At 34.5% G+C, this 22,954-nt stretch carries 16 protein-coding genes; 11 read left to right on the top strand and 5 right to left on the bottom strand.

Annotation, left to right across the window (positions count from 1 at the left end):
* Window positions 1-114 precede the first annotated feature (114 nt).
* Window positions 115-3,720 (top strand): LPS-assembly protein LptD, encoded by a 3,606-nt coding sequence (locus ILYOP_RS08480; protein WP_013388126.1) that lies wholly within the window; start codon window positions 115-117, stop codon window positions 3,718-3,720.
* 547 nt (window positions 3,721-4,267) lie between these two features.
* The gene (thrS, locus tag ILYOP_RS08475; RefSeq protein WP_013388125.1) at window positions 4,268-6,190 is read left to right on the top strand and encodes a threonine--tRNA ligase; all 1,923 of its coding nucleotides are present in this window, start codon (window positions 4,268-4,270) and stop codon (window positions 6,188-6,190) included.
* Between the two features lie 53 nt (window positions 6,191-6,243).
* Here the strand turns inward: thrS and ILYOP_RS08470 are convergent, their stop codons facing one another.
* The 5 genes from ILYOP_RS08470 to ILYOP_RS08450 all read right to left on the bottom strand — a co-directional run bounded on the left by ILYOP_RS08470 (window position 6,244) and on the right by ILYOP_RS08450 (window position 12,531).
* Entirely contained in the window at window positions 6,244-7,227 is a 984-nt protein-coding gene (locus tag ILYOP_RS08470; RefSeq protein WP_013388124.1) for a D-isomer specific 2-hydroxyacid dehydrogenase family protein, read from the bottom strand.
* A gap of 32 nt (window positions 7,228-7,259) precedes the next feature.
* The gene (gene hisC / locus ILYOP_RS08465; protein WP_013388123.1) at window positions 7,260-8,351 is read right to left on the bottom strand and encodes a histidinol-phosphate transaminase; all 1,092 of its coding nucleotides are present in this window, start codon (window positions 8,349-8,351) and stop codon (window positions 7,260-7,262) included.
* A 32-nt stretch (window positions 8,352-8,383) separates the two neighbouring features.
* Window positions 8,384-9,811, bottom strand: a complete 1,428-nt coding sequence (gene nhaC / locus ILYOP_RS08460) for a Na+/H+ antiporter NhaC (RefSeq protein ID WP_013388122.1) — start codon at window positions 9,809-9,811, stop codon at window positions 8,384-8,386.
* Window positions 9,812-10,191: 380 nt separating this feature from the next.
* Entirely contained in the window at window positions 10,192-11,592 is a 1,401-nt protein-coding gene (locus ILYOP_RS08455) for an MATE family efflux transporter (protein WP_013388121.1), read from the bottom strand.
* A 363-nt stretch (window positions 11,593-11,955) separates the two neighbouring features.
* Window positions 11,956-12,531 carry a TetR/AcrR family transcriptional regulator gene (locus tag ILYOP_RS08450; RefSeq protein ID WP_013388120.1) on the bottom strand — a complete coding sequence of 192 codons (576 nt, stop codon included), beginning with the start codon at window positions 12,529-12,531 and terminating at the stop codon, window positions 11,956-11,958.
* 342 nt (window positions 12,532-12,873) lie between these two features.
* Between ILYOP_RS08450 and ILYOP_RS15830 the strand changes: the two genes are divergently transcribed.
* The 9 genes from ILYOP_RS15830 (at window position 12,874) to dnaJ (ending at window position 22,885) form a co-directional block, all read left to right on the top strand.
* Window positions 12,874-13,032, top strand: coding sequence for a hypothetical protein (locus ILYOP_RS15830; RefSeq protein ID WP_187288104.1), 159 nt, complete (start codon window positions 12,874-12,876; stop codon window positions 13,030-13,032).
* A gap of 98 nt (window positions 13,033-13,130) precedes the next feature.
* Window positions 13,131-14,120, top strand: a complete 990-nt coding sequence (gene galE, locus ILYOP_RS08445) for a UDP-glucose 4-epimerase GalE (RefSeq protein ID WP_013388119.1) — start codon at window positions 13,131-13,133, stop codon at window positions 14,118-14,120.
* A gap of 345 nt (window positions 14,121-14,465) precedes the next feature.
* On the top strand, window positions 14,466-16,382 hold the full coding sequence (locus tag ILYOP_RS15200) for a sensor domain-containing diguanylate cyclase (protein WP_222838857.1): 1,917 nt from the start codon (window positions 14,466-14,468) through the stop codon (window positions 16,380-16,382).
* 126 nt (window positions 16,383-16,508) lie between these two features.
* Complete coding sequence (gene hrcA, locus ILYOP_RS08435) at window positions 16,509-17,531, top strand: heat-inducible transcriptional repressor HrcA (RefSeq protein ID WP_013388117.1); 1,023 nt, start codon at window positions 16,509-16,511, stop codon at window positions 17,529-17,531.
* Window positions 17,532-18,116 carry a nucleotide exchange factor GrpE gene (grpE, locus tag ILYOP_RS08430; protein ID WP_013388116.1) on the top strand — a complete coding sequence of 195 codons (585 nt, stop codon included), beginning with the start codon at window positions 17,532-17,534 and terminating at the stop codon, window positions 18,114-18,116.
* 48 nt (window positions 18,117-18,164) lie between these two features.
* On the top strand, window positions 18,165-19,985 hold the full coding sequence (gene dnaK / locus ILYOP_RS08425; RefSeq protein WP_013388115.1) for a molecular chaperone DnaK: 1,821 nt from the start codon (window positions 18,165-18,167) through the stop codon (window positions 19,983-19,985).
* Between the two features lie 713 nt (window positions 19,986-20,698).
* Window positions 20,699-21,154 (top strand): GNAT family N-acetyltransferase, encoded by a 456-nt coding sequence (locus ILYOP_RS08420; RefSeq protein ID WP_013388114.1) that lies wholly within the window; start codon window positions 20,699-20,701, stop codon window positions 21,152-21,154.
* An 8-nt stretch (window positions 21,155-21,162) separates the two neighbouring features.
* Entirely contained in the window at window positions 21,163-21,627 is a 465-nt protein-coding gene (locus ILYOP_RS08415) for a methylated-DNA--[protein]-cysteine S-methyltransferase (protein ID WP_013388113.1), read from the top strand.
* 97 nt (window positions 21,628-21,724) lie between these two features.
* Window positions 21,725-22,885, top strand: a complete 1,161-nt coding sequence (gene dnaJ, locus ILYOP_RS08410) for a molecular chaperone DnaJ (RefSeq protein ID WP_013388112.1) — start codon at window positions 21,725-21,727, stop codon at window positions 22,883-22,885.
* Window positions 22,886-22,954: the final 69 nt, after the last annotated feature.

The following is a 22,954-nucleotide window of genomic DNA, read 5'->3' as shown; positions in this document are numbered from 1 at the left end:
CAAGGCAGTAAATTTAATTCTGCAAAAAACTAAAATCCTTAAGATCACCAATTTATTTACGATAAAATATGTGATATACTTGTAATGCTTAATTTGGATGGGGGAAAGATGACAATGAGAAAAAAAATAGCTTTGGCAGCATTTATAATAGCATGTATATATGCATTTGGCCAGGAAAATTTGTATGAAGAATCACTTAATCAGGCTGCAAGTTCTGAGGAAATTTCAGGTGCCACAGACGAGGTGGAGATAGATCTCGGAACTGAGACCATAAAATCAGAAGAAGGGGTAAACCTGCAATACGGGAACCTCAAAATGAAGGCCTATGAACTTCAGAGAAATAAGGAAGAAAACAAGGTAACGGCCAATGGCGACGTTATAATGGAGTTTCAAGAAGGAGGAGCCCAGGGGAAGATTGAGACGAGAGATGCTGAGGTTTCCCTTGATGGAGAATATGCCAGATTTTATGACAGTAAAGGGTATCTAAAGGTAGGAAGCCTGACAGGGGCAGAAGCACCAAGTGACAGGATATTTTTCGGTGGGGAAACTGCTGAGTATAGAGGTGGAAATCTAACTCTTAGCAATGCCTGGTTCACTACAGACCCGAAAATTACCCAGAGTGATGATATCAACAGTGCAGGTTATCATCTTGGAACAAAAGAGATAGTCATAGAACCTGATAAACAGGTCGTTTTCAAAGACACAGACCTTTACATAGGATCTAAAGACGTACTTCCATTTACCATGCCTTGGTATGCGGTAAATATAAGATCAGGATCAGAAGTTCCTCTTTTCCCTATGTGGGGATCAGATGATGATTACGGATGGTACACCAGCTGGGGGCTTCTTTATGGAGACAGTGACAGCAAATATAAGGGGGGATTTGCTCCAAAGTTTGCTGACACAATGGGAATATTAGTCGGAAGATGGGAAAATGAATATAAGACAGACAATTACGGTACTGCAAAGTTAGACGTAACAGATGCTCTTTTATATAAAAAAGACAGCAGTGAAGAGGACAGATGGGATGCAGAGTATTCTCATAGTTATAACAGTGATAAGGGATATCTGAATTTTACCTACAGAAATGTCACTGAAAATATGGTAAGTGAGCTAGAAAGTATAAGAGATGACAATGAAGATGACGGATACTATGATTCATCTAGTTCAAACTATATAGGGGAAAGACCTGACGGCGGAGATTATATGAGTTTTGTTTCTTTAGATACAAAGCTTGAAAAACTAGAAGAAAATGAAGATACAAGTATATATGGAAAAGTAAAACTTGTAGAGGACAAAGATTCATACAAGGAGATTGTTGACGATAGGCTAGATGATCTAGATTACGATGAAGAGATGGATAGCGACTTATTCTCTGAGTTGGGAATTTCAAAAGGTAACGATGATTATAAGATGAGTGCCTACTATGAGTATCTTGATGATTTAGATGCAGGTTCTACAAAGGACGATCTTCAGTCAAAGGCAGAAAATTTTGGATTTGAAATAACAGATAAAAATAATAAACTGACTTTAAAGTATGACGAGAAAACAGGTGATGAATACAGGGAACTTAGGTCTTGGGAAAGGGATCCTAATCTAGATGATATTATAAACCTATCTGGGATTTATGAAGATGATGTGGAATATGTACCTTGGACTGTTTCAAAATACTCTCAAAATGACAGTCAAAATCTTTATCTGGGACTAGGGGATTATGAGTTCTTAGATACAGGTTTAGATTATAAGATTAATTATTCCTTCAAGACAGAGGAAAAAGAACTTGATGTCACAGAAGATCCTTACAGATCTTCAACTATAACCAGTAATAAAGATAACAGCAGAGATACTCAGTATAATAGATTTGAAGATGTTGTTTATGAGGACAAAAAAGAGGACAGGGTCAGTATGGATCTCTCAAGTGAAAACTTCGGACTTACCTTTGCTGCAGGAAGAACTGAAGAGGAATTCTGGGACAGAGAGGGTATCTATGATTATGATGACTATGAAGAGGGAGATGCCTACAATAAATACGTAAATGAATCTGACTATTATGAGGTAGGTGTGGGAAAAAGCAGACTGGGACTTGGCTACTTAGGGGACTTCGGAGTAAAGTATAACCTTAGGCATGATCAATATGATGTCGGTTACAATCCCGATACTTTAAGCTACACAAACGGAGGAGATGAGACTCTTAGACACCAACTCACACTGAATTTGAAAACTGATATTTATGATAATGCCCAAAATTACAGTAGAAAAGCCGATATAGATTTAGCCAACGAATTTACCTATTATTATCAGGACTACGATTATAAAGAGGGAGATAGTGACCTTGGAGACGCTGATGAAGCTGCTGATATCAGGCTGAAAAATAAAGACAGAATATTCCAATACAAGGATACCCTTACAATGGGTGTGGGAAACACAGAGACAGGATACACAATAGACTACAGCAACATCTATGATGCAGCTGATGAAGGCCGTAAAAAAAGAGATTTAATAAAAAACAGTCTTGATGTGAAAATAGACGACACAAAGATAGCAAAAATTTATTATAACTTTGATGAACATTTTACAGATGAAAATGAATCAGAGGAAAACTTCAATGATCTGACAAACAGACAGTATGGTATAGATTATTCTCTGGGAGATCACAAGTTCTACTATAAAAAGGAAAAAATTGATTATGATATCTGGGATATGGAGGACACTGACGACTCTAGAGAGAATATCAGTGAGGATATATACGGTTATGAACTTAGAAATGGTTTGGACAAATGGCAGTTTGAATTCATAAGAGGTGAAGACTACAGATATAACGAGACTGATGATGAGGTAGATATAGATGTAGACAATCAGATATACAGCCTTTCTTATTTAAAGGGAGGAGATGTAGAGCATTACTACAAGGGAACTTATGAAGATTATGTGCACAACGAGGATGAAAATGATATTTACTCATCTGATGTTGTATCGTTCAGATATGAATACAGGGATAAAAGATTTACAGAAGAAGACTTAAAAAAATACGGATCAAAGGAAACAGGTAAAGATGAAGATGAACTGAGTCAGGAAGACATAGAAAAAATACGTGATATCCTTGAGGACAGAGAGAGTAATTCTCTTGACTTTAACCTCAGTAGCATAGGAGATGAGAAGATGGATCTCGGGGAATATAAGAAAAAGTTCTCCCTATATCTTATGTTCCAGAGAAACAGTGAGAGGTATTCTGAAACAGGAAATTACTGGGATTCTATGGAGGGTGTAGATGCAAGTTTATACTATTCATACAACAGACTGGGTATAGGCTATGAGTTTAATCAGGATGCTGAATATGACAGTAGTGACGATTGGTCAGAGACAGACAGAGACCATGAGATAAGTCTAAGTGCCAAGGTTGGTAAACCAAGTGAAGGATGGAGACTAAAGACATTTGTAAGAATCAATGAGCCTATTTCTGGGGATGACTCTAACAGAGAAACTTTAGATGGTATAGGGGTTGAAATAGGTAAGGAAAAAGGATATTATGAGTGGGCAGTAGCTATGACAAGGGAGTATGTAAGTTCCTCGGATGATTATGAATGGGAAGTTGCACTTCAGTTTACACTTCTTACCTTTCCTAATATGCCTATATTTGGTTTTGGAGCGGAAAATGACGGAGAGAATACATCGCCACAGACCTATTTATTTGACGGTGTAAATGTAGATGATATAGAGTAATTAACTTCAATGATTCTATGATGTCATTTAAAAATTGAAATAAAAATATTGAACCAGATGAATATAGTTAATAAAAGGTTAAAAGATTTTGTCACGAATAAACACGAATAAAATAAAGAATAATGAGATAATTAAGACTTCTGATTTATTTTCTTATTCGTATCTATATGTGTAATTCGTGACAAAAAAAGACTTCAGAGTGATTTTTTTAGGGCTTTTAAGATGGTGTATTTTTTCAAGTTTCACGTGGAAAAATTTGACAGAATAAGTAGTTTTTGATATTATTTTTAAAAAGGTAATATTAGGAGAGATTTCTATGTTGTACGGTGTATTTTTTGACACAACAACCACATTGACCAACAAATAAGGGTTTGTATCTTTGAGGATACGAGCCCGTGTTGTATTATTAAAATGGTGAGTGTCTATGTGGGGAAATCTTAGAAGTTAAGATAGAAAGGCCATCTGGACAAAACCAGGTGGTCTTTTTTACTGGATATTATTTTGAGAAGTTTAATAAAAAATTAAAGATAGAAAAGGAGAGATTATTATGGTGAAGATAACACTTCCAAGCGGAGATATAAAAGAATTTGACCATGCTCCAAATATGTTTGAAGTTGCCAAGAGTATAAGTAATTCCCTTGCAAAAAAGGCAATTGCAGCTAAGGTAGACGGAGAATATGTGGACATGAGATATATCGCAGATAAAGATGCAGAAGTAGAACTTGTGACTCCAGATACAGAAGAGGGAGAAGAGGTAATAAGACACTCTGCAGCCCACCTTATGGCTCAGGCTGTTATAAGACTTTTTCCCGAAACAAAGGTTGCCATCGGACCTGCAATAGAAAACGGGTATTATTATGATTTTGACCCTAAAGAGCAGTTTACAGAGGAAGACCTTGTAAAAATCGAAGCTGAAATGAAAAAAATCGTCAAAGAAGATATAAAAGTCGAAAGAATAGAAATGACTAGAGAAGACGCTATAAAGCACTTCGAAGAACTAGGGGAAAACTATAAGGTTGAGATAATAACAGATATTGCCAAGGGAGAGATGCTTTCTTTCTATAAACAGGGAGAATTCATGGACCTTTGCAGAGGTCCACACGTACCTTCTACAAAGTATATAAAGGCATTTAAACTAAAATCTCTAGCAGGAGCATACTGGAGAGGTGACTCTAAAAATAAAATGCTTCAGAGAATCTACGGATTTGCATTTTCTGATGAAAAGAAGCTTAAGGCTCACCTGAAATTTCTTGAAGAAGCTGAAAAAAGAGATCACAGAAAAATAGGAAAAGAACTTGGCCTGTTTTTCATGAGCGAATATGGTCCGGGATTCCCTTTCTTTATGCCTAAGGGAATGACAATAAGAAACATTTTGATAGACCTTTGGAGAAAAGAGCATACTAAGGCGGGATATGAGCAGATAATGACTCCTATTATGCTTAATAAAGAGCTGTGGGAAACATCTGGTCACTGGTACAACTATAGAGAGAATATGTATACTTCTGAAATAGACGAAACTGAATTTGCCATAAAACCAATGAACTGCCCAGGAGGAGTCCTTGCATATAAGCAGGAGATGCATTCTTACAAGGATCTGCCAATAAGGGCAGGGGAATTAGGGACAGTTCATAGACATGAGTTCTCAGGGGCACTTCACGGCCTTATGAGGGTAAGGTCATTTACCCAGGACGATGCACATATATTTATGACTCCTGAGCAGATAGAAGATGAGATTATAGGGGTAATAGAACTGATAGACAAATTTTACAGTGGTTTATTTGGATTTGAATACAACATAGAGCTTTCTACCAAACCTGAAAAAGCAATAGGGTCTGATGAAATATGGGAAAAAGCAGAATCTGCACTAGAAGGTGCTATGAAAAGACTAGGAAAAGAGTACAAAATTAATCCTGGAGACGGTGCATTCTATGGTCCGAAGTTAGACTTTAAAATCAAAGATGCAATCGGCAGAACTTGGCAGTGCGGAACTATACAGTTAGACTTTAATCTTCCAGAAAGATTTGACATAAACTATATCGGAGAAGACGGAGAAAAGCACAGACCGGTAATGATTCACAGAGTTGTTTATGGTTCTATAGAAAGATTTATAGGAATACTTATAGAGCATTATGCAGGGGCTTTCCCTCTATGGATAGCACCAACACAGGTAAAAATTCTTACGATAAACGATGAGGTAGTGCCATATGCCAAGGAGATCATGGCGAAACTACAAGAGGAAGAAATAAGGGCAGAAATAGACAGCAGAACAGAAAGTATAGGGTACAAAATAAGGGAAGCCAATGGTAAATTTAAGGTTCCTGTACAGGTAATCCTTGGGAAAGACGAGGTTGCCAACAGAGAGGTAAACGTAAGAAGATTCGGGTCTAAAGATCAGGAATCTATGAAATTAGATGACTTTGTGAAGATGATAAAAGAGGAATCTAAAATAAAATTTTATGAAAATAAATAATAAAAAAATCCGGGGTTTAAACCCCGGATTTTTATCGAGTATATTAAATAAATTTAGCATACTGCATTTTCTGAAATTCCTGTGGTAAAAAGTGATTTCAAATTTTTAAGAGAACCCTCTACAATATCTGAAACAACCTCTTTTGTGAAAAAAGCATGGTGTGCTGTGACCTGTACGTTAGGCATAGTCTTTAATATCTTCAATTCTTCATGAGATAATTCTTTTGAAGAAAAATCCCTCCTAAAAAACTCAGTTTCGTATTCAATTACATCTACTGCAGCTCCTGAAATTACGTTGTTTTCAAGGGCCCAAATTAGATCCTTTGTATTTACCAAATCTCCCCTGGCATTGTTTATAATTAGAACTTCATCTTTCATTTTTTCAAAAGCCTCTTTGTTGAAGAGATTATAATTTTCTTTTGTCAGAGGCAGATGCAGACTTATAACGTCAGAAGTAGAAATCAACTCTTCGTAGCTTACATAATCAATTAAATCTTTCATATCTTCACAAGGGTATGGGTCGTATCCAATAATCTTACACCTGAAACCACTTAGGTTTTTAATGACACTTTGACCTATTTTACCGGTGCCTATTATTCCCACTGTCTGACTTTTTAGTTCCTTTCCCTGTAAGCCAGACAGGGTGAAATCATTAGAGTCCATTTTTGTTCTGGAATAAGGTAATTTTTTTAAAAGGCTCAATATGGACATCACTGTAAATTCCCCTACTGAATCAGGTGAATAGGAAACATTGCTAAATTTTATGCCTAATTTTTTGGCATAATCGATATCTACATTATCATATCCAACAGTTCTAGTTGTAATAAATTTAATTTCATATTCTTTAAACTTATCTAAAATTTCTTTATTAAGCTTACATTTTCCAGTTATAGAAACTCCGTCATAGCCCTCTATACTGTCAATGTTTTCAAGGGTCAGTATTTCTTTTTTTAGAACAACCTGAATATTAAATTCTTTGGAAAACTTATCAAAGGCTTCTAATTCGTCATCCCTTACAACAAAAGCTATTATTTTCATGATCTTCTCCCAATTCTGATTTTAAGTATTATTTATAAAATCTCTTTTAATTTTTCTATAAACATATGAGTCTCTTCTTCTGTACCTGTACTCACTCTGATCCAATTATCCCATCCCCACTGGAATCCTGGCCTTATGATAACTCCTCTTTTCATAAGTTCATGAAAAACTATTTTTGAATGTTGCTTCACATTTACAAATATAAAATTGGCATTGGATTCGATATATTCCAGATTATTTTTTTTGAAAAAATCTTCCATTATTCCTAAGGATTTATAATTTAATTCAACTGTTTTTTCTAAATATTCTTCATCGTCTAAAGCTGTTATAGCAGCTGCTTGAGCCAGTTTATTGACGGTGAAAGGTCCCAGTGCTTTTCTGAAATTTTCTGCAAGTTTTTTATTTGTAAGTCCAAATCCCACTCTTAAACCTGCTAGCCCTGAAGATTTTGAAAAACTTCTTAATATAATAAGATTTTCTCTGTCTTTAAGAAGTCTTACTGAATCTAAATATTCAGAATTTTTTACCCCGTAATAATAATAAGCTTCATCAATAAATACAACTATATTTTTTGGTACCTTATCAATAAATTCTTTTAATTTATTTTTTGGTATAATTTTTCCCGTTGGATTATTTGGGTTACAAATATATATTACTTTTGTTTTTTCCGTTATAGATTCAAGCATTTTATCTAGATCGAAGTCATATTTATTTAAGGGTACTTTGACTAATTTACCCCCGAGCAAACTGGATTTAAATCCAAATCCCGGGAATGTTGTTGCAGGCATTATGATCTCGTCACCTTTAGTTATTATTGTACCTGCCATGGCTAGTATAACTTCCATTCCGCCGTTTCCCACAACTATATTTTCAGATTCTACACCATATTTTTCAGATAGTTTTTTTCTAAGTGCATCTCCAAGTGCATCGGGATAAATATTTATATCCAAAGCAGCTTTTTGGATAGCTTCTAATACCTTTGGTGATGGAGGCATAGGGTTTTCATTTGAAGCTAGTTTAACAATATCACTTAAACCGTATTCTTCTTGAACTTCTTCTATTGATCTACCGGGAATATAACCTCTTATATTTTCAAGTTCTTCTCTTAAAATAATTCCATCCATAATTTTATCTCCTTTTTACCTTACATTATATTTTAATGTTCTGTTTCTAATATAGCTGTAGTTTTTAATTCATTAACAGGAGTACCTTCTCTGTTCCAAACCCCTATACCTGTAACTGCAAGTATAATAGAGAAAAGAGGTACAGTGTAATTTAAAATTGCATAGGGTATATAGCTAAGGTCTGTTCCAAATACCCCCTGAATAAAGAGGGCCGCTCCTCCCCACGGTATAATAGAGTTTCCAAGTGTGCATACATCTTCTAAGGTTCTCGAAAGAACTTTTGAATGAACATCCATTTTTTCATAAGCCGGTCTAAATGTTCTTCCTGGAAGGATCATACCTACTACCATATTTCCCGTAGCTCCGACAACAGCATAACAAGACAACATAGTTGAAAGAATTAAACCTGTATGAGTTTTTACTTTTTTTAGCATAGCCTCAACTATTACCTGAAGTATTTTAGATCTTTCGAGTATACCTCCAATTGATGTGGATATTATGATAAGAACTATAACTCCCATCAGCATAGAGATACCTCCTCTAGAGAGTATCTTGTCGATAAGTTCCATACCTGTCTGTGATTTGTATCCTGAAACTGAAGCTTTCATAAGTTCTCTAAATGTTACTCCTTGAGTAAATATAGCACAGAGATAACTAAAGGCAGATACTACTGCTAAGGTGATTATACCTGGAACTTTTTTTATGGATAAAATAAGCAACAGAACAAAAGGAAGTAAAGTTAATAATGAAATGTTAAAATTATTATCCAGTGTTGCTGAAATTTGATTTATCAGTTCATAGTCGATATTTCCACCGGAATGCTTTAATCCTAGGAAAGTATAGGCAACTGCCGCGACTATTGCTGCTGGAATAGTTGTCCAAAGCATAGAACCGATGTGTTCAAATAGATCTCCTCCTGCCATTGCCGGAGCTATATTTGTAGTGTCAGATATAGGTGACATTTTATCTCCGAAAAATGATCCTGAAACAACAGCTCCTATAGTCATTGCAGTTGGAATACCAAGTCCTGTTCCTATTCCCAAAGAACCTACACCTATGGTAGCTATTGTTCCAAAAGATGTTCCTGTGGCAACAGAGGTTAGGCATGCCAGTAAAAATGTGATTGGAAGAAAAAATTTCGGTGATATAAGTTGAATACCGTAATAAATGAGAGTTGGGACAGCCCCTCCTAAAATCCAAACTCCTACCAGGATACCTGAGAAGATAAGGATTATGTTAGTAACTGCAGTATTGGCTATACCATCAACTATACTGTCCTGGATATCATTCCACTTATTTCCAAGATAAAGTGACACCATTGCAGCTGTAATTGCTCCTAGCATCAAAGGCATCTCCATTCCTGCCTTCATTCTCAAACCTAATACGATAACTCCCATTGTGATGATAAATCCTAAAACCGCTTCTTTTAATGTTGGTTTATTATTTCTCTCTTTTTCCATTTTGATCCCCTCCAATTTTTAATAATAGATAAAAATGACTTATTTTATTTTAAGGACTAAGTCAGGATAGAAGAGCTTAGAAAGGAATAGAATTATGAATTGTTAGAAATAGTCCCGGATTTATAAAAATTTTTAATAAAAAAAGTCGCAATACTCCCATCTGAAATTCAATGAAAGTAAAACGACTTTATATCTTCTTAGGGTATAATAAAGCTAGACTTTACCTTTTCTAGAAAGATGCCCTTTACTTGAAATATTCTATTTGTTTAAAAATATTAGCAAATTTTACTATAAATCTCATATTTATACAATATCTTTATAGGGCATAATAAAGCTGAACTTTATCTTTTCTAGAAAGATATTTTTCTATGGATTTTAATTTAACCGTTGGATTCTAAAACTAAATTATTACTTGGCTTATAAATGTCTTCTTTGTCTTTAATTTCTTTTGATATTTTTATGGCAAATATTAACGTAGTTATAACGGTAAAAATATCTGCAGATGCCTGTGAGTAGATTAAGCCTCTAAAATTTAAAAGTGAAGGTAAAATCATAAGTGCAAGTATTAAAAATGTACCTTGTCTGGCACTTGAAAGTACCAAGGCTCCCACACTCTTGCCAAGTGCTTGATATAGTACAGCATATATCTGCTGAAACCCCAGAGTAGGAATCAAAATACTCATGGCTCTTAAGATTGCCTTACCTCTTTCTATAACCTCAGGGTCGCTGCTGAAAAGTCTCAAGATATCTTCTGTAAAAAACATGAATATAAAAGTAGCAAAGGTGCAAAATACTGTCAGTCTAATAAGGGATATTCTTATTGCAGATTTTAAACGGTCGTATTTCTCAGCCCCGTAATTATAAGCTGCAATTGGCATAAATCCTTGATTGTATCCGATGACGATATAGAGAACTGCACTTGTAACCCGAGTAGATATTCCCATGGCAGCAACTGTGGAATCTCCGTAAAAAGCCGCCTTTGAGTTTAAAATTCCGAGAGACAAGCTGGCTAAAGCCTGCCTGGCAAATGTAGCACCTCCCACCTTCATTATCTCTGAATATAATGAAAGTTTCGGAGTGAATTTCTCTCTGGTTATTTTAATAAAGCTTTTTCCTGAAAAATAATATCTTAAAAGATATATTGATGAAATGGATGTAGATAGTACAGTCGATATAGCTGCTCCCTTTATGCCCATATCAAAACCAAACATGAAGAGTGGATCGAGTATTACATTTAAGACTGCTCCTAGGGAGATTGCTATCATACTATACTTAGCATTGCCTTCGGCTCTTATGGTATTGTTTAGAGTCATATTGATAATTGTAAAAATAGCTCCTGTTACAAGAATCTTTCCATAAGTTAAAGCATAGGGCATTATTGTATCTGTTGCACCAAGTATTCTTAGAGTTGGGTTTATAAGGGTCAGTACTGACACTGTGAATAAGATACTCATAATGATAGTTGTATAAAAAGTAGTGGAAACGACTTTTTCTGCCTGATTTTTATTTCCTGCTCCTAAAAGTCTGGCTATATAAGACCCTGCTCCTACACCAAACATCTGACCTAGGGCAGCGATAAGCATAAACAGAGGAAATATTACAGAGGTAGCTCCCATGGCTTCTGTATTTCCAAGCATTCCTATAAACATAGAATCCACTATATTGTAAATGGCATTTATGAGCATGGCAATTATTCCAGGTACAGACATTTTTGTCAGAACCTTTGAGATCTCCCCTTCACCCATCATTTTTGTCTTTTCAATTTTATTATTGTGACTCATTCATCACCTCCATCAGATCTTGGTTAAGATTAATTTTCACTTTAAATAACTGCAACACCCCTAAGTGAATGGGTATTCATTTAAAATTTATTCCTCGACTTTCTTTATGAATATACATTCATTATAAATTAAATTTTATAATTTGTCAATGGATATATTTAAAAAATTAATTCTTTGTTCGATATCCATTCAACCAATATATGTTGCAGGGGCTGTTTATTTGATAAAAGAGCAAAAAAAAAGAGCTATTTCCCATGTTAAAGAGATAGCTGTTAGTCTTGGTATATATTTTATAAGAATATTATAGTCAAAAGATTTGCCACCATAAAAAATCAATAAAATTCGATTTAGATGCTTTGAAATTTATATTAAAGCAGAATTTATCAGATGTTTTAAATACTCTATATTAATTTCTTTTTCATCTGGAAAGGCTTTTATAATTGCAAGGATATAGTCAAAAATATTTTTTTTGAACCTTAATTCAAAGTTAGGATTTACAGAGAGATTCTCTTCTTTTTTTATTTCTTCTATAATATTCTCGATTCTTTCATAAATTTCTTTTCTTATTCCAAAGGCACCGTTGGAACGATCTACATTTGTTAGTTTAAAAGCGTCAACTTTAAGAAGTTCTTCTCCTAGACCCTTTCTATTGGCTGTCTCTGTATATAAAATTTCAATAAAGTTGTCGAGTTTTTCTCTAAAGGTTATATTTTCAATCAATATAGCATCTAATTTTGTAAAAGTTTCTTCCCAACTCATTTTGAAAACATCCACAAAAAGATTTTTTTTATTTGGATAGTAATTGTATAAGGTACCAACTGCAATTCCAGTTTTTTTGGCTATTCCACTCATGGTTACATCTTTATACTTAAAATCATTAAACAACTCCATAGCACTTATAAGTATTTTTTCTTTTAAATTTTTGATTATTTTAGGCATAAACACCTTCCTTTTTTTATGAATATATATTAGTACATTCATATTAAGTTATAGAAACTTTTTTGTCAAATAATCTATAGTTCAAATAATAGCTTATCTTTTATAATTTAATTATTATGTGAATTAGTATAAGTTTTTATAAATAATATCAGCTACCAAATTTATTTTATACTGAATTTCTTAGTTGATTGAGAGTTTTTTTAAGATGTTAAAAGGGAATTTTAATAAAAAACTGTATAAAAATTTGACTGGATTAATTAATTTTGTTATACAATTTGTATAAAAATAAGTGAATAAAAAATATCTACAGAGATCTAGAAGAACTGAGTAAAAAATTATAAGATGTCAAAAAGAGAAAATGGTATAATACTTTCATATAAGAACAAGTATTTAGAAAGTAAAAGAACCATGGAACTTGAGATAGCTCAGAAAAGAGTTGTTTTTTATTTGGTGAATTGTCTGAAAGATACTCTGAAACTTGGTGAAAATAAACAATATTAGAATCTACATTGATACTAAGGTTTATCCAGATGTTCTAAATATAGGGGTATTTTCTCTAGAAAAATAAATGGAAACTTTTTATAAAATAGGAGGATAAAATGACAATATTAGTTTGTGGTGGAGCAGGATATATAGGAAGTCATGCAGTAGCTAGACTTGTTGAAAAGGGTGAAGAAGTAGTAGTTTTGGATAATTTATATACTGGGCACAGAGATGCTGTACCAGAAGGAGTAAAACTTTGTATAGGAAATCTGGCAGACGAAAAGTTTATGGATAAAGTTTTTCAGGAAAATAAGATCGATGCTGTAATGCATTTTGCAGCTTATTCCCTGGTTGGGGAAAGTGTGGAAAAGCCTTTAAAATACTATGAGAATAATGTTTACGGAAGCCTTTGTCTTCTGAAAACAATGAAAAAATTCGGGGTGAATAAGATAGTCTTTTCATCTACTGCAGCCACCTATGGAGAGCCTGAGAATATACCTATTCTTGAAACAGATAAGACAGAGCCTACGAATCCTTACGGGGAGAGTAAACTGGCAGTGGAAAAAATGTTGAAATGGTGTGAAAAAGCCTATGGTATAAATCATATTGTTTTGAGGTATTTTAATGTGGCCGGGGCTCATGAGTCTGGACGTATAGGGGAAGACCACAGTCCAGAAACACACCTTATTCCTCTGGTACTTCAGGTAGCTCTTGGAAAAAGAGAAAAAATATTCATGTACGGAGAGGACTATGACACCCATGACGGAACTTGTATAAGAGATTATATTCATGTTATGGATCTAGTTGATGCCCATATTCTGGCGATAGAAAAATTAAAAAATAATGGTAAAAGCAGCATCTACAACCTGGGGAATGGAAATGGATTCACTGTAAAAGAGGTCATAGAAACAAGCAGAAAGGTGACAGGTCATCCTATCCCTGCTGAGGTGGCGCCTAGAAGAGCAGGAGACCCTGCAAAACTTGTGGCCAGTTCAGAAAAGGCCATGAAAGAACTAGGGTGGAAACCAGAGCATGACACAATGGAGAAAATAATAGAGTCTGCCTGGAAATGGCATAAAAATAATTCAGAAGGGTATAAAAATTAAAATTTTAAATGACCTGGTGATGAATATAAATGTTTAGATAGAAAGACTTATAAATTAGGATTAAAATAGGGCCTTATGTAAAAAAGATATACTCTATCTAGAAATTCCGTTATGGATATTTTGGGCTTGAGTGAGTTTGAATCGGTTATAATGGGTGAAGATATAGATACATGTGAGATGGTACAACTTTATTGCAAATTAGTTTTATAATTCGTTTTAGTAATATAATATAGCTTTATCCAAAATTCAGGATAGAGCTATATTTTTTTTGGAAGAATTAAAAAAAATAGGTATAATGGTATATGTGGGGTTTGGGTAATAATGATTTTTTTATGGGGTGAAAAAATGGAAAGAGGACGCGTTGTGAAGGAGGTCTATGACCTACTGGAAAATAAATGCGGAGTCAACGTTGTGGGACTTGGGGTATATAGGGAAGACAAGAGAGAGGTCCAATACAAACATCTAATAGAGGACGGGAAATGGAATGAGGCTTTAACAGTTGAGCTAGACAAAGAAAAAAGTGTTTCCTGGTGGTGTCTGAAAAATAAAAAAGATATCATTATTAATGATATCGAAACCTGGATGAAAAAGTATTCCTTTAACCGGATCATCACAGAGGAAAAAATGGGTTCGGGATATTTTACAGATATAGAGGTGGATGGAAAAGTAATAGGATTTCTAACTATTCAGTCTAAAAGGAAAGACGCCTTTACTGATGAAAATATGGAGATGCTTTACTTTGCAAAAAGAGTACTTAAGCTTTTTTTTGTGGAGAAAACAGAGCGAAAACTTCTCATTGAAAATTATCACAATGTGAAAGCTTTATGGAAAATGGCAAGGGACTTTAATGATTCTAAAAGTATAGAGGAGATTGGTTATAATTTTGTAAAAAATCTAAAAAATTTCCAAAAATACAAAGGAAGTCTGATCATGGGGATAATCTGGAAAGAGGGTAAAATAACTGAATATAGATATTTAGAAGAAAATAACTACCTTCCGGTAAAAAGAAAGATTTCATTAGATTCAAAAATAAAATACATAAGTGATGTGGAAAGTTACTCTAAAGATGATGAGGATTTGATTATGTATCTTGTGGAGAATAAAGAACATATAGGGTATCTGATATTTGGCGATGAAAAAAAAGACTATTCTCTAGACAGTAAAAAGTTTAACTTTATAAGTACAGCCAGAGAAATGCTGGTATCTGCACTGGTAAAACTAAAGAATAACAAGGAATTATCTAAGGAGATAGCAAAAAGAGAAGCAGCTCAAGATGAGCTAAGTGCCATAAACAAAAAACTAAATATAGTAAGGGAGATAGGAGAAACAGTTATTTCTAGAAAGACCGTAGGTGAAATGCTAATAGAGATACACAGGATATTAGAGGAAGAGTTGAGGTCTTATAACATAGGAATAGGTATAAATGAAAACCAAAAGGTGATAAGATACCATACTTATGGAAAAAAAGAAGCTTTGGAGGAAGAAAATTTTCTTTTAGATGATCATGAGAGTAAAGAAGCTAAGTGTATAAAGGAGAATAAGGAGTTTGTGGTGAGGAAAGAAACTTTTTCTGAGCTGCATATTCCCTTGAAATTTGGTGAAAATACTGTGGGATGTTTCAGCTGCAGAGCTTTTGGAAAAGAATTTTTCAGTGAATATGAGTTAGAAATTTTATATGAAATTATTCCAACTTTGAGTATAGCTGTAAATAATAGTCAGGAGCATAAAAAATTACAAAGTGCCAATGAGATACTGAAAACCTTATCTGTAACAGATCACCTTACTGGTCTTTACAACAGAAGATATTTTTATGAAAAATTTCATGCTGATTGGAGAAAAGCAAGGGATAACAAGGAGAGACTATATATAATTCTTGTAGATTTTGATAATTTTAAGCAAGTAAATGATAACTTTGGACATCATTCTGGAGACAGGGCACTTATAGAAGCATCTAAGATTTTTAGTAGTGAACTAAAAGAAGGATACGTAGGTCGATACGGTGGAGATGAGTTTGTAGGAGGAGTAAGAAGCAAGGATGAAAAAAAAGTTATTGGTATAGGTGAGAATATAAGAAAAAAAATAGAGCAACTTAAGATACCTATAAATAAAAATGGAGAACAGCTTACGGTCAGTGTAGGGATCTTTGGGGTAGTCCCTGAAGGGGATTTGGATCTCAGAAGATATTTTGTGAAAGTGGATAAAGCCTTATACACAGCCAAAAGAAATGGAAGAAACATGATTACGATTCATAGAACAGAGTGATTAGCCACCTTGTAAAAAGGTGGCTAATTTTTTTGCTGAAACCCTTGACAAAAAATAAGTTTAAATGTTATATTATTAGCGTGAATTAGCACTCTTTCAAAATGAGTGCTAACAAGGAGTGGTGATATGGCTATTTCAGACAGAGAAAAGCTTGTACTTGGAGTCATAATTGATTATTATCTGACCTTTGGGGATACAATAGGCTCGAGAACTTTGGTAAAAAAATATAATATCGAGCTGTCTTCAGCAACTATAAGAAATGTAATGGCGGATCTTGAGGATATGGGGTATATCTCTAAGACACACACATCTTCAGGGAGGATTCCCACTGATAAAGGTTATAAGTTTTATCTACATGAGTTGTTGAAGGTAGAGAAAATATCAAAAGAGGAAAGAAAAAAAATTGATATGGCTTATGAGCTCAGGGTGAGTGAACTTGAGGACATTCTCAAGAAGACATCGACTCTTCTATCAAAACTTACTTCCTATGCAGGGATAGTTGTAGAGCCAGATATAAAAAGAGAAGGTATAAAAAAAGTAGAGTTGGTTCATATAGAAGACTACTTGATAATGGCAGTCATAGTAATGGATAACATGGCGGTCAGAACAAAAAAAATATCCCTCGAACATGGATTGAGCCGTGAAGAAGTGGCGGCTGTGTCAAAGGAATTAAATGAAAAATTAAGAAAAGGTGAGCTTAAAAGTTACGAAGTTGAGGATTTTATTCTAGAAAAGGATAACCCGGTACTTAGCAATCTTGAAAATGAAGTTTTTCAGGATATAGAGGGTCAATTTTATATGAATAATGCATCTAGCATATTTCAGAATAAAAGTGTAGAGGAGGCCAGAGAAACCCTTGAACTTTTCAATAAGAAAAAGGGGATGAAAGAGATTTTTGAAATTCTGGTAAAATCCCGAGAACATGATTACGGAGATGTAAACGTTGTTTTCGGAGATGAGTTAAATATAAAAGGCTTAGAGGACTTTAGTTTTGTATACTCAGTCTATAAGATGGGTGAGTCCCAGGGAGTTATAGGGGTTATTGGACCGAGAAGAATGGCTTACTCAAAGACCATGGGTCTGGTAAAGTATGTGACTAAAGAGGTGAATAAAGTAATAGAAGAAATTGAGCATAAAAAGGAGAGGTAAATGGCAGAAAAAATGAAGAAAAAATCCGATGAAATTTTAGATGAACTTGAAAAAGAGGGAAAAAAAGAAGCTAATTCTAAAGATGAAAAAATAATGGACGCAGAAGAGGTAAATGGAGAGGCAGAAACATTGACTGATAAAATAGACAAGATAGAAGCAGAAGTAGAGGAGTGGAAACAGGCTTACCTTAGAAAACAAGCTGATTTTCAGAATTTTACAAAAAGAAAAGAGAAAGAAGCAGAAGAACTCAGAAAATATGCTTCTGAAAAAGTAATGTCAAAAGTAATAGAAGCTGTAGACAACCTTGAGAGAGGAGTAGCTGCTTCATCAGAAACAAAGGACTTTGATTCACTTGTAAAGGGAGTAGAAATGACACTAAGTCAGATGCACGGAATCATGAATGAAGAAGGTGTAGAGGCTATAAAAACAGAGGGGCAAAAGTTTGATCCTAATCTGCATATGGCTGTAATCGCTGAGGACAGTCCTGAACATGAAGATGATGATATAATATTAGAGCTTCAAAAAGGTTATAAATTAAAAGGTAAGGTAATCAGACCTTCTATGGTCAAAGTTTGTAAAAAATAGTATATTTCAGATAAACATTAAAAATTAATTTTTTAGGAGGAAATAAGAATGAGTAAAATAATCGGAATTGATTTGGGAACAACAAACTCATGTGTAGCTGTAATGGAAGGTGGAAGCTTCACTATCATTAGTAATTCAGAGGGAGCAAGAACTACTCCTTCAGTAGTAAACGTAAAAGATAACGGAGAAATCATAGTAGGAGAGATTGCAAAGAGACAGGCGATCACAAATACTGATTCGACTGTACAATCTATAAAAACTCACATGGGTGAGGATCACAAAGTAGCAATGCACGGAAAAGATTACACTCCACAGGAAATCTCTGCAATGATCCTTAAAAAACTTAAGAGTGACGCAGAAGCATATCTTGGAGAAACAGTAAAAGAAGCAGTAATAACAGTACCGGCTTACTTTACTGATGCTCAGAGACAGGCAACAAAAGATGCCGGTATGATCGCAGGATTTGACGTAAAAAGAATCATAAACGAACCTACAGCTGCGGCACTAGCTTATGGTCTTGATAAAAAAGGTGAAGAAAAAGTACTTGTTTTTGACCTTGGTGGAGGAACATTTGACGTATCCATCCTTGAGATAGGAGACGGTGTAATAGAAGTACTAGCTACTTCAGGAAACAACCACCTTGGAGGAGACAACTTCGATAAGAAGATAATCGACTGGCTTGTAACAGAGTTTAAGAAAGAGACTGGACTAGATCTTTCTAATGATAAAATGGCATACCAAAGACTAAAAGATGCAGCAGAAAAGGCTAAAAAAGAATTATCTACAACAATGGAAACTCCTATATCTCTTCCATTCATCACAATGGATGCAACTGGACCTAAGCATTTAGAGATGAAACTTACAAGAGCTAAATTCAACGAACTTACTCTTGATCTTGTAGAGGCAACTCAAGGACCTACAAAAACAGCTATGAAAGATGCTGGTCTTAATCCTTCTGACATCGACGAGATTCTTCTTGTAGGAGGTTCTACTAGAATCCCTGCGGTACAAGAATGGGCAGAAAAGTTCTTTGGTAAAAAACCTAACAAAGGTATAAACCCTGATGAGGTAGTAGCTGCAGGAGCTGCTATTCAAGGTGGAGTACTTATGGGAGATGTAAAAGACGTACTATTACTAGACGTAACTCCTCTTTCACTAGGAATCGAAACTCTTGGTGGAGTATTCACTAAAATTATCGAAAAGAACACAACTATTCCTGTAAAAAAATCACAAATATTCTCAACAGCAGTGGATAATCAACCTGCAGTAACAATCAATGTACTACAAGGGGAAAGAGCTAAATCTGCAGACAACCACAAGCTTGGAGAATTTAACTTAGAAGGAATCCCTGCTGCTCCAAGAGGAGTACCACAGATTGAAGTTACATTTGATATCGACGCTAACGGAATCGTTCATGTAGGTGCTAAAGACCTAGGAACTGGTAAGGAAAATAAAGTAACTATTACAGGATCGACTAATCTTACTGAAGAAGAGATCGAAAGAATGAAAAGAGATGCAGAGGCAAACGAAGCAGAAGACAAGAAGTTTAAGGAGCTTGTAGAAACTAGAAATAAAGCTGATATGCTTATCTCTTCTACAGAGAAAACACTAGTTGATCATGCTGATAAAGTAACAGAGGAAGATAAGAAAAATATTGAGGCTGCTCTTGAGGAACTTAAAAAGGTAAAAGACAGTGAAGATAAAGAAGCTATAGACAAGGCTATGGAAGATCTTTCTAAAGCAGCTCACAAATTAGCTGAAGAGATCTACAAAGAGGCTCAGGCAAATGCAACAGCAGATGGTGAAGCTGAAGGCGGAGAAACTAAAAAATCTGAGGATGACGTAGAAGAAGCTGAAATCATAGACTAATCAAATATTTAAGCAAAAGCTTAGAATACAGGGAATAGAGTTTTAGGCTCTATTCCCTTTTTCAAAGATAATTATGAAAATTATTCTAAAGTTTTTATAGAAAATATAAGTTTTTTTTGATTTTTATGAATTACTGAATTTACAAGAATATTAGAATCAAGGGATTTTGTCACGAATAAAAATCAATAAAAAGCAAAAAAATTAACACGAATAAAGATAAAACCTTTTGGCCACAGAGGACACAGAGAAAAAAAGAGAGTTTCACAGAGTTAAGACTAAAGTATATACATTTTCTTTTACGAGAGGTTTTTTATTCCTCTTCCTATACTATGGCTAAAATCAGAATTAATAATAGTCAAAAATTAAAAAATAACTGTGTGCATGCTATTTGTTTGGGCTTTATTATTTTTATGTCTTTTGAATTTCAAGTCGCAGGGCTTATACAAGAAAGAACCTGCACTCAGCCGTCCTACAGAATAAGTTCCGCAGGGAACCTAGGACTGTAGCTTACAAAGGCGATAAAGGAAATATCAACTTCCTAGACGTTTGAAAATTCTTGAACTTTTGATTACTTTTCTTTCAAGAGAAAAGTAACGAATCCCGATAAATTCAATAATATAATTAGAATTCAAAAGACAACTTAAGTTAAATAAAAACTTGATTTATGGTAAGATGTTCAGTGAAAAGGTTTAAAAAAAGGAGGCTTTGATACTATGCTTAAATTGGTTAAAATGAAACAAAATGAATACGATGTTATAAAAGGTAAACTAATATCTGACTATGCTAAGGAAAAAGTCAGAGTAGGACACTGGCAGGAAAATGAAGCTATAGAACTTTCTAAAGAAACACTGGAAAAAATACTAAAAGACGGTGTAGATACAAACAATCACTACCTAATGACTGCATATAAAGATGAAGAAAAAAAAGTAGGGTTTATCTGGTTTAATATTTTTAATAAATCTGTGTTTGTAAATGCATTATGCATATACGATGAATTTAAGGGAAATGACTATGAGATAAAAGTAGTAGAAGCATTAGAAGAGAAATCTTACGAATACAAGGCCAAGAAAATAAATCTGCACTCTTTCGGATATAATGAGGGTGCAATAGCATCTTACAGAAAAATGGGCTATGAGATAACAGATGTATATATGAATAAGAAAATATAGGTCTTCTTATGGTGGGAAGAGTCTATTTAGAACATCCTGTTTTAGGTATAATCGAGATCTGTGAAGAAACAGACGGCATAAGCTCGGTGGAGTTTGTAAATGGTAAAAAATCAGAGATAAAAAGCCCTCTGGTTCTAAAGTGCAAAAAAGAACTAGAAGAATATTTTTACGGAGACAGAATAAAGTTTTCAGTCACATTGGATGTGCACGGAACGGATTTTCAGGTGAAATGCTGGAAAGAACTGTCTAAAATACCTTACGGGAAAAGTATCTCTTATAAGGTACAGGCTGAAAATATAGGAAATCCCAAGGCTGTCAGAGCTGTGGGAGGAGCTAATAGTAAGAATCCTATCAGCATAATAATCCCTTGTCACAGGGTGATAGGGAAAAATGGGAAACTGACAGGCTATGCAAGTGGTCTATGGCGGAAGGAATATCTCCTCAAAAGAGAGGGAGAGATAAAAGGTCGATAATACCTTGTTTAAGGTATGTATAGAGGGGAAGTAAGCCTGTAAAAAAAATTGAATTTATGTTATAATATTTTGTGATAAATTACGGAGGTAGCGTTTTATGGCTAAAAAAGATTACTACGAAATACTGGGTATTTCAAAAGATGCATCAGAGGCTGAAATCAAGAAGGCCTACAGAAAGGCCGCCATGAAATACCATCCAGATAAATTTACCAATGCCAACGATGATGAAAAGAAAAACGCTGAGGCAAAATTTAAAGAATTAAATGATGCTTATCAGGTACTTTCAGATTCTCAAAAGAGGGCGCAGTACGATAGATTTGGACATGCAGCTTTTGAACAGGGAGGAGCTGGAGGAGCCGGAGGTTTTGGTGGATTCGGTGGATTCGGAGATTTTGAGGATTTAGGAGATATATTCAGTTCGTTTTTTGGTGGTTCCGGATTTGGAGATCAAAGAGGGAGAAGAAGAACTGTACAGCCAGGAGCTGATTTAAGATATAGTGTGGAGATAACTCTTGAAGAAGCTTCTAAAGGTGTTGAAAAACATATAAAATATGAAAAAAATGGTAAATGTCATAAATGCAGCGGAACAGGTGCAGAGCCTGGATCAGGTATGCAGACTTGTAGCAAATGTAATGGTCAGGGAAGAGTCAAGCAGACTCAGAGAACAATGCTTGGGAACTTTGAGACTGTAGTGGAATGTGATCAGTGTAATGGTAAAGGAGAAGTTCCTAAAAAGAAATGTAGTAACTGTGGCGGAACAGGTATAGAAAAAGAGGTCGTTGAAAAAACTGTTAAAATACCAGCAGGTATAGATGACGGTCAGAGACTGAGACTTTCTGGAATGGGAGAGGCTAGCCCTTCAGGAGGACCAAATGGAGACCTTTACATTTATATAAAAGTGAAGCAGCATAGTATCTTTGAGAGAATAGATGATGATTTAGTGTGTGAAATACCTATTTCATATGCCCACGCAACTCTCGGAGGAGACCTAGAAATACCAACTATTGATGGCAAAATAAAAATGAAAATACCTGCAGGAACACAAAATGGAAAGGTATTCAGATTAAAAGAAAAAGGAATGCCTAATACCAGAGGATATGGTAGAGGGGATCAGCTGGTTAAGATAGTAATTGAAATACCTACAAATCTAAATGACAGCCAGAAAGAACTTTTAAAGTCCTTTGACAAGAGTCTAAAAGATAAAAACTATAATATGAAAAAAACATTTTTTGATAAAATAAAAAATTTATTTGTATAAAAGCAGCTAAGTTGAAAAAGCAGTTTATCTGTGATATACTCAAAATATAGAGTAGTTTTTAGAACCCAA

Source organism: Ilyobacter polytropus DSM 2926, from assembly GCF_000165505.1.
GTDB classification, from domain to species: Bacteria; Fusobacteriota; Fusobacteriia; order Fusobacteriales; family Fusobacteriaceae; genus Ilyobacter; species Ilyobacter polytropus.
The sequence above is the reverse complement of the archived record's forward strand: the minus strand, read 5'-3'. Positions and strand labels throughout refer to the sequence as shown.

What these genes read in the sequence shown, in the direction of transcription:
- ILYOP_RS08480 (WP_013388126.1), top strand. Translation starts at nt 115, where the DNA reads ATGAGAAAAAAAATAGCTTTGGCAGCATTTATAATAGCATGTATATAT.
- thrS (WP_013388125.1), top strand. Translation starts at nt 4,268, where the DNA reads ATGGTGAAGATAACACTTCCAAGCGGAGATATAAAAGAATTTGACCAT.
- ILYOP_RS08470 (WP_013388124.1), bottom strand. Translation starts at nt 7,227, where the DNA reads ATGAAAATAATAGCTTTTGTTGTAAGGGATGACGAATTAGAAGCCTTT.
- hisC (WP_013388123.1), bottom strand. Translation starts at nt 8,351, where the DNA reads ATGGATGGAATTATTTTAAGAGAAGAACTTGAAAATATAAGAGGTTAT.
- nhaC (WP_013388122.1), bottom strand. Translation starts at nt 9,811, where the DNA reads ATGGAAAAAGAGAGAAATAATAAACCAACATTAAAAGAAGCGGTTTTA.
- ILYOP_RS08455 (WP_013388121.1), bottom strand. Translation starts at nt 11,592, where the DNA reads ATGAGTCACAATAATAAAATTGAAAAGACAAAAATGATGGGTGAAGGG.
- ILYOP_RS08450 (WP_013388120.1), bottom strand. Translation starts at nt 12,531, where the DNA reads ATGCCTAAAATAATCAAAAATTTAAAAGAAAAAATACTTATAAGTGCT.
- ILYOP_RS15830 (WP_187288104.1), top strand. Translation starts at nt 12,874, where the DNA reads ATGTCAAAAAGAGAAAATGGTATAATACTTTCATATAAGAACAAGTAT.
- galE (WP_013388119.1), top strand. Translation starts at nt 13,131, where the DNA reads ATGACAATATTAGTTTGTGGTGGAGCAGGATATATAGGAAGTCATGCA.
- ILYOP_RS15200 (WP_222838857.1), top strand. Translation starts at nt 14,466, where the DNA reads ATGGAAAGAGGACGCGTTGTGAAGGAGGTCTATGACCTACTGGAAAAT.
- hrcA (WP_013388117.1), top strand. Translation starts at nt 16,509, where the DNA reads ATGGCTATTTCAGACAGAGAAAAGCTTGTACTTGGAGTCATAATTGAT.
- grpE (WP_013388116.1), top strand. Translation starts at nt 17,532, where the DNA reads ATGGCAGAAAAAATGAAGAAAAAATCCGATGAAATTTTAGATGAACTT.
- dnaK (WP_013388115.1), top strand. Translation starts at nt 18,165, where the DNA reads ATGAGTAAAATAATCGGAATTGATTTGGGAACAACAAACTCATGTGTA.
- ILYOP_RS08420 (WP_013388114.1), top strand. Translation starts at nt 20,699, where the DNA reads ATGCTTAAATTGGTTAAAATGAAACAAAATGAATACGATGTTATAAAA.
- ILYOP_RS08415 (WP_013388113.1), top strand. Translation starts at nt 21,163, where the DNA reads ATGGTGGGAAGAGTCTATTTAGAACATCCTGTTTTAGGTATAATCGAG.
- dnaJ (WP_013388112.1), top strand. Translation starts at nt 21,725, where the DNA reads ATGGCTAAAAAAGATTACTACGAAATACTGGGTATTTCAAAAGATGCA.